This window comes from Psychroflexus torquis ATCC 700755 (assembly GCF_000153485.2).
GTDB lineage: Bacteria > Bacteroidota > Bacteroidia > Flavobacteriales > Flavobacteriaceae > Psychroflexus > Psychroflexus torquis.
Genome location: NC_018721.1, coordinates 2835289 through 2847586 on the forward strand (window position 1 = coordinate 2835289; position 12298 = coordinate 2847586).

Here is a 12298-nt window from a genome sequence, read left to right on the forward strand (position 1 = left end):
TTCTGCCATAGGTTGAAATCTAATGTATTATCTATTTCCTATTCTAATAATCTGTAGCATCTGAAGGGCCGCACTAATAAAATGGCTTTTGAGTTTTCAGATGGAAGGTCTTTAATGGTTTGCTATAAATAGCTGAGCAGCTTTTTTGCAGTCTCTACAGCAGCTTTATTTAAGGCACGAACCCCTTTTTTATGTTAATGATTCCAAGCCCATTCTTTAGAGTATATTTTCAACTGTCTCATTCGCTAATCAATTCAATTTTGACCATTAGGTTTAAATAAATGACATCGTCTTCAGAGAGCTTTGATATTTTTTTGTTGATAGCTAGTTAAGGCTTCTTTTAAGCCTTTTCTTATTTACTCTCCAGTTAGAATTTAAGACTTCGATATCTCTTAAAATCTGTTGAAGTTCAGCTCATGAAGAAGCTAATACCGCTCTTTATGCTATTCTCAAATATAAAATCCGTCTCATTGGTGATATCTATTAAAAAAGCCTACACAATAAAGTGTAGGCTCAAATTAATTTGTAAAAAATAAAACTTACTATTTGATTATTTTTTTCACAGCTTTTTTATTTCCAACTGTAATTTCAACAAGGTAAGACCCTTTACTAAGATTACTAAAATCTAACTGAGTTTCTAAACTGTTAGGAGAAACTGTTAAAATAGTTTGTCCTAATAAGTTGTAAACAGAAACATTATCAATAGTGTTAGCAGACTTAATGTTCAAAACATTTACAACTGGGTTAGGGTAAGCTTTTAGCTCAATAGAATCGAAACTAACTGAAGAAAGAGTACCTTCTACAAAAAGGATATCATCAATCCAATATTCGCAATTTGCATCATTGGCAAAAAAGTCAATGCCTCCTAAAACTGTATCTTCTTGAAATGGTATTGGAGTTTCATTTGCTACTTCTCCGTTAATAGATAGTTGATACGTAGGAACATCACCACCATCTAGATCGAAGAAAAGTGAAACTTTAAACCACTGTCCTTCAGGATAATCAAAACTGTAATCAAATTCTGGTGCATTTAAGAATTCATCTATTCCCAATCCAGGATCTACTCCGTTCGGATTAAAATTAACATTACCGGAATTAAATACGCCTGTAACAGTTCCATCTGGTATTGCTCCTTGAATATTAAAATATCCACCTTTTCCCGCTGGGATATACATTTGGAATTCTAAAGTATAATCTCCGGATTCTAAATTACCTAATTTTAGAACTGCATCTTGTGGTCCAGGCCCAGCACCTATAAATCCAGATAGTGATCCAGAAAATTGTTGGTCAGCACTAACTAAGATACTTTCAGCTTCTACGAAACCATCAGACCAAGTTCTCCAGATATCAGGATTTTGTTGTTCCATAGGCCCTAAATTGTAATCTTCAAAATCATCAACGATGATTTGGGCATTCGCACTAAATGCAAATAATAGTGCTGTAATTGATAAGTAAATTTTTTTCATAATACTTAATTTTAAGATTTAATTACAAAAATAACAAATTATATAACATATGTAATGGAAAATGGCAATAATGTTGATAATACGAGTGAGTGGTTTTTAAGTAAAAAGAATTCTATAACTATTCTTTTAAAAATCAAAACCGTTGAGTTGAATATTTCGTAATTTTACCGTACAAATTTTCATAATAATTCAATACCATAATGGAGCAACAAAAACCATACACACCCCAAAATCAAATCAGAATTGTTACCGCTGCCTCTTTGTTCGATGGTCACGATGCCGCTATCAACGTGATGCGTCGCATCATTCAGTCCACTGGAGTTGAAGTTATTCACCTTGGACACGATAGGAGCGTAGAAGAAGTAGTCAACACGGCGATTCAAGAAGATGTTAACGCTATAGCTATGACTTCTTACCAAGGAGGACATAATGAATACTTCAAATACATGTACGATTTGCTTCAAGAAAAGGGAGCGAGTCATATCAAGATTTTTGGCGGTGGTGGTGGAGTCATTCTTACAGAGGAAATTGAAGAATTAATGAAACACGGCATCACTAGGATTTATTCTCCCGATGATGGACGAGAAATGGGACTGCAAGGAATGATCAACGATTTGGTCAAAAAATCCGATTTCCCAACTCCAAAATTGAATGCACCAGACAAAATTGCAGAGCTTCTTAAACAAAAAGAGGCCAACACTATCGCTAGATTAATTTCTTTAGCAGAGAATCGGCATGATGAATTTAAAAAAATATTCTTACCGATACAGAAAGCCCATAAAAATGAAGTCCCTGTTTTAGGAATCACGGGAACAGGAGGCTCTGGTAAATCCTCATTGGTAGACGAATTGATCAGGCGGTTCTTGGTCGATTTTGAAGACAAGCAAATAGGAGTTATCTCTGTAGATCCTTCCAAGCGAAAGACAGGAGGAGCCTTGCTGGGAGACAGAATTCGTATGAATTCTATTAACTCTCCACGAGTGTATATGCGTTCTTTAGCCACACGTCGATCTAATTTAGCTTTATCGAAATATGTTCAAGAAGCGGTTGAGGTCTTAAAAGCAGCTAACTACGATTTAATTATTTTAGAAACCTCAGGGATCGGCCAAAGTGATACTGAAATTCTGGACCATTCCGATATTTCTCTCTATGTGATGACGCCAGAATTTGGGGCAGCCACACAATTAGAGAAAATAGATATGTTAGATTTCGCAGATCTTGTGGCGATCAATAAATTCGATAAGCGTGGCGCAAAAGATGCGCTTCGAGATGTCAAAAAACAATACCAACGCAATCATAATTTATGGGATGCTAAACCAGAAACCCTTCCTGTTTATGGAACTATAGCTTCTCAATTTAATGATCCTGGAATGAATATTCTTTACAAAAGAATTATGGATCAGCTTTCAGAAAAGACGTCTACTAGTCTAAAAAGTGATTACCATATCACGGATGAGATGTCAGAGAAAATTTTCGTAATCCCACCGGCACGGACGCGTTACCTTTCAGAAATTTCAGAAAGCAACAGATCTTATGATGATAAAGCCAACTCCCAGGTAGAGGTTGCTCAAAAACTCTATGGTATATTTAAAACCATAGAAAGTGTGACAGAAAGCAAACTTCAGCTTGATAAAAATGGGTTAGATGAAGCGCAATTAAAAGAAACAATCACTGAGGATAACAAAACTTTAGTCGAATTGCTTAAAAAAGAATTTGATAGAGTGAAGATGGACCTTGACCCTTATAATTGGGGGAAGATTCTAGATTGGGAAAATGTCGTTCAGAAGTATACAAATGAGGTCTACACTTTTAAAGTTAGAGATAAAGAGATAAAAATCGATACATATACCGAGTCACTTTCTCATCTTAAAATACCCAAAGTTGCTTTACCAAAATACAAAGCTTGGGGTGATTTACTAAAATGGCTATTACAAGAAAATGTCCCAGGTGAATTCCCCTATACAGCCGGATTATATCCTTTTAAAAGAACGGGAGAAGATCCAACCCGAATGTTTGCTGGAGAAGGCGGACCAGAAAGAACCAATCGACGGTTTCATTATGTAAGTGCTGGATTACCTGCAAAACGACTCTCTACAGCTTTTGATTCGGTGACACTTTACGGAAATAATCCTGATTACAGACCCGATATTTACGGTAAAATTGGTAATGCGGGGGTGTCTATTTGCTGCCTAGATGATGCTAAAAAATTATACTCGGGATTTGACTTAGCAGATGCTATGACTTCTGTGAGTATGACCATCAACGGTCCTGCTCCTATGTTGCTTGGCTTTTTTATGAATGCCGCAATCGACCAGCAGTGTGAAAAATACATTAAAGAACAAGGACTAGAGAAGGATGTAAAAGCCAAGATAAAGGCCATCTATAAAGAAAATGGAAGTGGGATACCAACCTACCAAGGTGAGCTTCCTGAGGGAAACAGCGGACTTGGACTGATGTTGCTTGGTGTTACTGGAGATATGGTTTTGCCTACCGATGTTTATGAGAAGATCAAGCGGGAGACTATTGCTGTAGTGAGAGGAACCGTACAGGCCGATATTCTTAAGGAAGATCAAGCTCAGAACACCTGTATTTTCTCAACAGAGTTTGCCATACGACTCATGGGAGATGTTCAGGAGTATTTTATAGAAAATAAAGTGAGAAACTTCTATTCTGTCTCTATTTCTGGATATCATATTGCTGAAGCAGGTGCCAACCCAATTACGCAATTGGCTTTAACGCTTTCTAACGGATTCACGTATGTGGAATACTACTTAAGCCGTGGAATGGACATCAATAAGTTTGGGCCTAATTTAAGTTTCTTTTTCTCCAACGGAGTAGACCCAGAATATGCGGTTATTGGTAGGGTCGCGAGACGAATCTGGTCCAAAGCTATGCGCGACAAATATGGAGCAAATTCACGAGCGCAAATGTTGAAGTATCATATCCAGACGTCTGGTCGTTCGCTTCACGCCCAAGAAATAGATTTTAATGACATTAGAACTACTCTCCAAGCCCTATATGCTATTTACGACAACTGTAATTCACTACATACCAATGCGTATGATGAAGCGATTACAACACCTACAGAAGAATCTGTTCGTCGAGCAATGGCTATCCAGTTAATCATCAACAAAGAATTAGGCTTAGCCAAGAACGAAAATCCTATCCAAGGTTCTTTTATTATTGAAGAATTGACAGATCTTGTCGAAGAAGCCGTCTTGTTAGAATTTGATCGTCTTACGGAGCGTGGCGGAGTTTTGGGAGCGATGGAGACGATGTACCAGCGAAGTAAGATACAAGAAGAGAGTCTGCATTACGAAATGCTTAAGCACACAGGCGAATTCCCAATTATTGGGGTGAATACATTCTTGAGTTCCAAGGGATCGCCAACGGTAAAACCAAGGGAAGTGATTCGGGCGACAGAAAAGGAGAAAGAGTTCCAAATCAATACGCTCAACAAACTGCATACGGTTCATGAAGGTAAAGCACAAGACAACCTAAAACGCATACAAGAAGCGGCTATCAAAAACGAAAACATCTTCGAAGAATTGATGCAAGCGACCAAGTATTGTTCTTTGGGTCAAATCACAGAAGCTCTTTTTGAAGTCGGCGGACAGTACCGTAGAAACATGTAATTTTTTTAAAAAGTAGATGGGCGTGACCCCGTTCCGATAAAGATCGGGACGGGGTCGGGCTTTTTGCTATTACGCCTCCACAAAAGCAAAAGTCTTACTCAGGTAAGACTTCTGCTTTTTTAGTTCGGGGTAACCGCTACAATCCCTCACGCGAGGCTTTTTATTATTTTGTTTTCTGAAGAATGAATTATGTTTATCTTAAAAATAGATAGGGGTAAAGGTTTAGTTTAAAACCCTAAGAAAGTTCATTGGATAATATGTATGAAAGTGTTAGCTTAGTTGATCAAAAAAAAACCTCATAAATTGTGATATGCCCTATATTATAGATTTGAATAGGGTTTATATGGATGTTGGCTGTAATTATAAAAATAGATAAATGGACTTTATTGGATTATTATTTATTGTGTTAATGATTATTCTTGGAATAGCTATATTATCCATTTTACCAGTATTGACTTTTTTCTTGTACCGTAAATTTAAGGCCAAAGGAAAAATTTACAAGTATGGTGGATTGACATTTTTTTCACTTACAACAATAGGGATGATTGTTCTTGTCATTAACATTATAATTAGTCCTAGTGGATTTGGACCTGAATACGAATCAATAGAAATAAAGCAAAATATAGGAGGGAAACTATTATGCGAATCTGTTTATAACGCTGACCTTCACTCTTGGCAATATGACGTCACATACAAATATTTAATGGAGAATGGAGATTCTATAAATTTAGGTTATGGAGGATATTATGGTAGGCAATGGGATAAAAACGAACAGCTTATAAAACAAGATAATTGGTTAATACTAAAAACTGGAAGTTTTCACGGGTCTGACAGAATCATATTAAAGAATACTAAAACAGATTCAACTATAATTTATGATATAAACAACCAATTCATAGAGAACGACATTTTATGGAGAAATCAAGAAATAAAATCTTTAATTAATTATTGCTGTGCAGAATCTTTCATAGAAAAAATATCAAATAATAAAGTTTTTGTAAAATATAAGTTTAGGACAAGCGAAACATTGACAAAAGAGTATGGTGAACGAATGATAGAATATCGCCTAAATAATACTGGACAACTTATGATGACTAACATAAAGTAGACAACTACAGCCAACATCATCTATATTTTATAGGGCAGTTGGTAGTAAATTGAAACAGTAAAGCAATTAATAAACTCCGCCAAAACTTTGTTTTGGCGTTTATCAGTAGAAAAAGTTAAACACCAAAGCCAAAGTTTTGGCTAATTAGCTAAACGAAAATAAGTACTTTTAAATCGCCCTACAAAAACATAGATTAGGCGTTAGCCACAAGTTGAAGAAACAGATGAACTACGAAATACCTAATTCATATAATTGGTTTGCAAAACTGAATTTAACGCAATTCATTCCTCGGAGTTTTGAAACAGAAATCAACCCGAATTCTTCAATCAATGAACGATTTAAAATCGAGTGTGAACAAAATCGAGAAGTTCTGACTTTTGGACGCAGACAAGATATGGACACATTTGTCGGATTTGAAATTAAGGACGGAAAAGTAACGGAAAACTTAGTTGTTTTCTATCCATCATTTGGACAAAACGTAAAAGGCTGGGATATTATCGATTCTGAGCATTCTGACTTCTTTGAATTTATGCAAAAAAGATTCCTGAATGGAATGTTGTAATCCGACATGATAAAATTTTAAACCAAGACTTAAGTATTTTTTTTAATGAACAAATGAAGAAAAAATATGGCCTCTAGTAACTAAGTATTGGCATGGTTGATATCCTAAAATGATTGCTCTTTTTGATATAACCGATTATTTGTCGACGATCTATGGGGATGAATTGATTTTGGGAATGGTTTTTTAGGTCTAGATGAGTAATCCTTTTAATTGGGTTGTTTATTATTAACTTAAGTGCACACAAATTCATGTCATCTAGGCGTCTATCTATGTTCTGGTTAGCCTTTCATTACCATAGCAAAGAAAGTAGAATCAATTCACTAAAACCGAAGTAATAAGCATTTGAGTTTTGTCTATTCATAACAAACTCATAGAAAAGCCCCTTGGATAATATATATGAAAGTGTTAGTTTAGTTAAAAATAAAACATACTCCTTAATAGATATATACCCTATACTAAAGACTTGAATGGGTTTTATACGGATGTTGTAGCACATTAAAAAAAAACTATGGGATTCTTTAAAAACCTTTTCGGAAATAAGAAAAAAGTGAGTGAAATTCCTCAAAAGAAAGCGGAAAAAGTAGCTGATGAAATCGAAGACGAACCTTATGGAATTGATAAAGATAATGCTCACGAAAGAGCAGTCGAATTAATCCCAGAAGAATTCTTTTGGTCTTGTGTTGATGAATTAGCCCCATTTGGCTCTGACGAAGGCGATATGGCTTTATCTGAATTTAGAGATTGGAAAAAAGACAATCCAAATACACAAACCTTTGAATGCATAAGATGGACTATCGAAGGAGTTTCTAAGAAAAATTTAGCCGAATACAATGAAAAAATACTCGACAGAAATTTAATTCAATCTCAACTTGAAAACGAAAATTTTAATGACCAACAATATATTTTCACAGTTGACATTTCTGTTATTGCAACAGGATTTGCACAATTAATAGATGAAGGAAAAATAGACAAAAAAAATAAACCAATAATTCAATTAGCAATTAACCGACAAAAAATTTGGGCTGAACTTACAACAGAATGGGAATACGGAAATGAATATATTGAGAAACTAAAAGTATTGAACAGAGCGTTAAAAGTAGCGTAGAAAAACGTGCTACAACAATGGCTATAGTTAATACGGGTTTTAGTGCTTAACCCAAAGATTAGAGCTTTTTAACAAAGTCCGCCAAATCTTTTTGATTTGGCTTTAGAACAAAAAAGATAAAACAAAATAAAAAGTTTTGGCTAAGTGCTTAATCGAAAGTTCACTACTTTTAATTCCCGCACTAACCATAGCCGGGACGTTATACCACATTAGAAAAACTATCTTAATGAGAAAATCAATATTTTTTTTCCTCCTACTGATCACCTCCTCTATTGGATTTGGGCAATCTGTTGACGAGCCCTTTTCAAAGACTAAAATGCTAAAAGATTTAGCTGTTTTTAAAGAAATTCGACAAAAAGTAAATTCTGGACTTCATAAATATAGAACGCAAGAACAAATTGACAGTATTTACATTTGGGCAGAAAACGAAATTAAAAACCTAACCACATATAGAGAGTTTTATAATTTAATTTCAGAAGTAACCGATTACGAAGGCAGCCTTCATAACGATACATATATACCCAATAAGAAAAGGCAAAATTTACGGAAAGAAAAAACTGGTTATTTCCCATTACCACTTAAATGGATACAAGGCGAATGGTTGATTAATTCAAAAAATGGAGAAATACCTTTAGGCGCTAAAATTATTTCAATTAATGATATTCCTATATCTGAGGTAATATCTGAACTCAATAAATATTACACAACAGACTGACAAAACCTGACTGGAAAAAGACTTGGAATAAGAACACATTTTTCGAAATATTTCAGATTAAATTATGGCTTACAAAGTAATTTCAAAATTGATTATAAGAAACACAATGCTAATAAAAGTGAAGAAATCATCATAAATAGCGTGAGCTACTCAAAATATTATGAAAGATTTAGAGCTAGGCATTCAAAACCTTTTGATCAAATCTACTATGCTGATTTAAATTATGATCAAAAATATTCCTTTCAAAAAATTGATTCATTAAGTGGATTACTAACTATCCATTCTTTTAGTATGGGTAATGAATCATCAGCAGAACATAAAGAATATGCTAAATTTTTAGACAGTGTATTTACCAAAATCAAAGAAAACAAAATTGCAAAAAGATAAGGTCACCCAACAAAAATGCGTTCACAGGTAACATCTATTTATTAATAAGTCCAGCAGTCGCGTCTGCTGGTAGTTTATTTGCCTCCATGGTTGCAGGAAACCAAAACACCATAACGATAGGTGAGGAAACAATCGGTGGATATTACGGACACAATGGACATACCCCCATGGAATATAAATTACCTAAATCAAAAATCGTAACACGGTTTTCGATAGCGAATTTAGAACAAGACGTACCACAAAGGTCTAATCAACCTTATAATAGAGGCCTATCACCAGATTTAGAAGTGACACAATCATTTGAAGATTTTATAAAAAATGTAGATACACAAATGAACTATACTATTGAATTACTAAATGTGGAATAAAACGCTATGCACAATTTCACTTTTTATGGGAAAACAAATAATTACTTTTGGCTAATGCTAGATAAGTGGAGAAAAGGCAAAAAATCTAAAAACAAAAAGTGTAAACAATTTATTTTCATAACATCATTAAAAAGTTACTCAGAATCAAACATTTAAAGGTGATTTTATTGGATTTTGATTTTTAAAAAGTAATTTAGGTAACGAAAAACTATGGTTAAGTGTGAGCTCGATTTTTAACTGGAGTAATGGATTTATTCAACTCGTGCAGAATTCTGAGTCGGGAGTATTGCGAAAAGTAAAATGATAAAGCGAAAGCTATTACGAAGACATTTATTTTAAACTATATAACATGCACACTTCTTTTGACTTTTTTTATCGTGGTGAATAAACCTACACTTCCAGTATGGAAAGGTTATGTATGCGCCCAACTTAAATATGAATACTAATATTAATGGAAATCGATGTTTTCGCTGTAGACAATAAAAACTAATACCAAATTATATTTATAATGCCGTATGAATAAATTGAATTATACTACGACGTAGCTCAGTACAGGTTTTTTGATTGATTGATTGAAATCAAAAAAAACTAGCATAGCCTTAGCTACGGTAATTATTTTTGATGAAAAGCAAGCGAAAAAAGCCTGTGCCGAATTCGTATCGGTAAAACGATTTATGGCGTCATTATAGGTCTAATTTGGTATAACACCATCTAAATGAATAAATTAGTAATATTTGGAACACTATTCCTTCTTTCATTATCCCTTTTTGGACAAATAAGCGCAAAAGATTCAACTGTTCAAGTCATTGGATATTGGTCAAATCAAGAAACACAATCATATGATGTTTCTTATGAGAAATTTAAAATAAAAAGAAAGGATACAATTTCAAGAGAATTAATGAAGTATGAGGTAGATATTAAAATAATTGATTCAACAGAAAATAGCTATACAATTGACTGGTTTTATAAGAACTATTCCATAGATACCGAAAATGAATTGGTTAGAAAATTAACATCAATCGCTAATGATATTTCTGTTAAAATAAAAACAGATGAATATGGGGCATTTATAGAAATTGTCAATTGGGAAGAAGTTAGAGATTATCTAGTAAAGGTGACTGAGAAGCTTAAAGTTGAATTGAAAGAGGTTCCAAATTATAAAGAAATAATTGCTAATGTTATGAGTATATACTCAACAAAGGAATCTATTGAGGCAAATGCAATTAAAGATGCCTTACAGTTTTATCAATTTCACGGCGTAAAATATAATCTTGGAGAGGAATTAGAAGGGGTCTTAGAAACGTCAAATAATTTTGGAGGTAAACCCTTTGAAACACACGTCCGATTCAGTTTGGACGAAATAAATGAGATTGATGGAAATTCAGTATTCAGATCAAATCAAGTTATAAATTCAAAGCAATTAACGGATGCAACCTATAAACAATTAAAAATGCTAGGAACATTTGGCGATAAAATTCCACCAAGAAATGAGTTTCCTTCATTGACCAATGAGACCAATACAGCCTCAAGAATTCATGGAGAAAGCGGATGGATAATATATAGTATTATGACCAAAGAAATAACAGCTGAGGAAACAACTAATATTGAGGAAAGAGTAATTGAAATAAAATAACGGGGCCAAATCAAACCTCCTTAAAGTCATTAACAGTGTTAAGCTAATTTTAAAAGATTATGCTGAAATTCAAAGAAGTCTCAGAAGAAGAATTGGATTTATATGTATATTGATGACAAGCTGTAAACAATTTTTTATGCCAACGTCAATAAAAGGTTTGCAAAAGAAGGAACTTAGTCTTCCGGAAATTAAGAAAGTCAAATAGAATGAAAAAATTAAGATAGAATACATGCATTATAAGACCGAAATTATCATCAACAAACCTAGGCAAGAGATCATCGATGTGTTTGAAAATCCAAGTTTACTTCCGCTTTGGCAGAGAGGGCTCAAACGAAGTCGGCTTCTAAGTGGTAAAAATGGTGAAGAAGGTAGTAAGCGAAAACTGTATATCACCATAGAAGGTCAATCTATAAAAATGACAGAAACAATCATAAAAAAGAATCTACCCGAAGAATGGCATGGGGAATATTCTTCTAAAGGTATTGAGAGCGTTCAAAAAAATTATTTTGAAGACATCAACGAGAATCAAACTAAATGGACCTCTTATAGCGAATTTAAATTTTCAGGCTTTATGAAAGTGATTAGCAAATTGCTGCCTGAAATCTTTAAAAAACGATCTGTTTTAGTCCAAAAAGATTTTAAAGCTTTTATCGAAGACGGTAAGAGTGTGAAAACAAATTGACTATGGCTTGATTTATAATAATAAATAACTTTATTTGTAAAAAATTAAATACCGATGAAACAGATTATTTACATTGCTTTATTGACTTTAAGCTTAAGTGCTTTTTCACAGACTAAAGTAGGCACCATTAATAATGAATACATTTTATCTCAGATGCCCGAGATAAAAGATGTTGAAGAAAAATTAAAAATTTATAGCGCCAAATTGGATAGCACCATTCAACAAAAATACTTAGAATACCAAGAAGTGGTAGCCAACTATAAAGAAGGGGAAAAAGATATGAGCGACCTGATGAAGAAAATGAAGCAGGGAGAAGTTGTCGACTTAGAAGAGAATTTACAAAAACTGCAAGAAAATTCCTCTAAAATGCTTCAAATACAACAGGATGAATATCTGAGACCACTTTATAATAAAATAGGAAAAACAGTAGAAGCTATTGTCATAGAAGATGGGTTTACTCAGATCTTTGATGAAAACAACAGCATCATTTATATCGACCCTAAATTTGACATCACTCTTAAAACCTTGGAGAAAATGGGAATTGAGGTCAAAGACAATCCAGACGTAACCCCTGAATAAGTTTTAGGTTTAAGAATAAAAGGAAAAAGCTCGAAATACTATTTCGAGCTTTTTTTAT

General features: G+C 33.8%; 11 protein-coding genes. 10 read left to right on the top strand and 1 reads right to left on the bottom strand.

From position 1 onward, the window contains the following. Positions 1 to 542 precede the first annotated feature (542 nt). On the bottom strand, positions 543 to 1466 hold the full coding sequence (locus P700755_RS12140; protein ID WP_015024954.1) for a T9SS type A sorting domain-containing protein: 924 nt from the start codon (positions 1464 to 1466) through the stop codon (positions 543 to 545). Between the two features lie 200 nt (positions 1467 to 1666). Here P700755_RS12140 and P700755_RS12145 point away from each other — a divergent pair, with 200 nt between their 5' ends. The 10 genes from P700755_RS12145 to P700755_RS12180 all read left to right on the top strand — a co-directional run bounded on the left by P700755_RS12145 (position 1667) and on the right by P700755_RS12180 (position 12240). After that, complete coding sequence (locus P700755_RS12145) at positions 1667 to 5101, top strand: methylmalonyl-CoA mutase family protein (RefSeq protein WP_015024955.1); 3435 nt, start codon at positions 1667 to 1669, stop codon at positions 5099 to 5101. Positions 5102 to 5477: 376 nt separating this feature from the next. Then, complete coding sequence (locus tag P700755_RS12150; RefSeq protein WP_015024956.1) at positions 5478 to 6209, top strand: hypothetical protein; 732 nt, start codon at positions 5478 to 5480, stop codon at positions 6207 to 6209. A gap of 223 nt (positions 6210 to 6432) precedes the next feature. After that, positions 6433 to 6771 (top strand): hypothetical protein, encoded by a 339-nt coding sequence (locus P700755_RS12155; protein WP_015024957.1) that lies wholly within the window; start codon positions 6433 to 6435, stop codon positions 6769 to 6771. A 508-nt stretch (positions 6772 to 7279) separates the two neighbouring features. Beyond that, the gene (locus P700755_RS12160; protein ID WP_015024958.1) at positions 7280 to 7876 is read left to right on the top strand and encodes a hypothetical protein; all 597 of its coding nucleotides are present in this window, start codon (positions 7280 to 7282) and stop codon (positions 7874 to 7876) included. Positions 7877 to 8102: 226 nt separating this feature from the next. Then, positions 8103 to 8591: a hypothetical protein gene (locus P700755_RS20430; protein WP_051007961.1), complete on the top strand. Its 489-nt coding sequence runs from the start codon at positions 8103 to 8105 to the stop codon at positions 8589 to 8591. Positions 8592 to 8732: 141 nt separating this feature from the next. After that, on the top strand, positions 8733 to 8978 hold the full coding sequence (locus P700755_RS20435) for a hypothetical protein (RefSeq protein WP_051007962.1): 246 nt from the start codon (positions 8733 to 8735) through the stop codon (positions 8976 to 8978). Continuing rightward, the gene (locus P700755_RS20440; RefSeq protein ID WP_342626359.1) at positions 8975 to 9346 is read left to right on the top strand and encodes a S41 family peptidase; all 372 of its coding nucleotides are present in this window, start codon (positions 8975 to 8977) and stop codon (positions 9344 to 9346) included. Before P700755_RS20435 ends, P700755_RS20440 begins: the two co-directional genes overlap by 4 nt. 715 nt (positions 9347 to 10061) lie before the next feature. Further along, a complete protein-coding gene (locus tag P700755_RS12170) occupies positions 10062 to 10979 on the top strand; it encodes a hypothetical protein (RefSeq protein ID WP_015024959.1) in 918 nt (305 codons plus the stop codon). Between the two features lie 229 nt (positions 10980 to 11208). Further along, a complete protein-coding gene (locus P700755_RS12175; RefSeq protein ID WP_015024960.1) occupies positions 11209 to 11661 on the top strand; it encodes an SRPBCC family protein in 453 nt (150 codons plus the stop codon). Between the two features lie 54 nt (positions 11662 to 11715). Then, entirely contained in the window at positions 11716 to 12240 is a 525-nt protein-coding gene (locus tag P700755_RS12180) for an OmpH/Skp family outer membrane protein (RefSeq protein WP_015024961.1), read from the top strand. Positions 12241 to 12298 lie beyond the last annotated feature (58 nt).

Coding starts and splice junctions, on each gene's coding strand:
- P700755_RS12140 (WP_015024954.1), bottom strand. CDS start 1,466: ATGAAAAAAATTTACTTATCAATTACAGCACTATTATTTGCATTTAGT.
- P700755_RS12145 (WP_015024955.1), top strand. CDS start 1,667: ATGGAGCAACAAAAACCATACACACCCCAAAATCAAATCAGAATTGTT.
- P700755_RS12150 (WP_015024956.1), top strand. CDS start 5,478: ATGGACTTTATTGGATTATTATTTATTGTGTTAATGATTATTCTTGGA.
- P700755_RS12155 (WP_015024957.1), top strand. CDS start 6,433: ATGAACTACGAAATACCTAATTCATATAATTGGTTTGCAAAACTGAAT.
- P700755_RS12160 (WP_015024958.1), top strand. CDS start 7,280: ATGGGATTCTTTAAAAACCTTTTCGGAAATAAGAAAAAAGTGAGTGAA.
- P700755_RS20430 (WP_051007961.1), top strand. CDS start 8,103: ATGAGAAAATCAATATTTTTTTTCCTCCTACTGATCACCTCCTCTATT.
- P700755_RS12170 (WP_015024959.1), top strand. CDS start 10,062: ATGAATAAATTAGTAATATTTGGAACACTATTCCTTCTTTCATTATCC.
- P700755_RS12175 (WP_015024960.1), top strand. CDS start 11,209: ATGCATTATAAGACCGAAATTATCATCAACAAACCTAGGCAAGAGATC.
- P700755_RS12180 (WP_015024961.1), top strand. CDS start 11,716: ATGAAACAGATTATTTACATTGCTTTATTGACTTTAAGCTTAAGTGCT.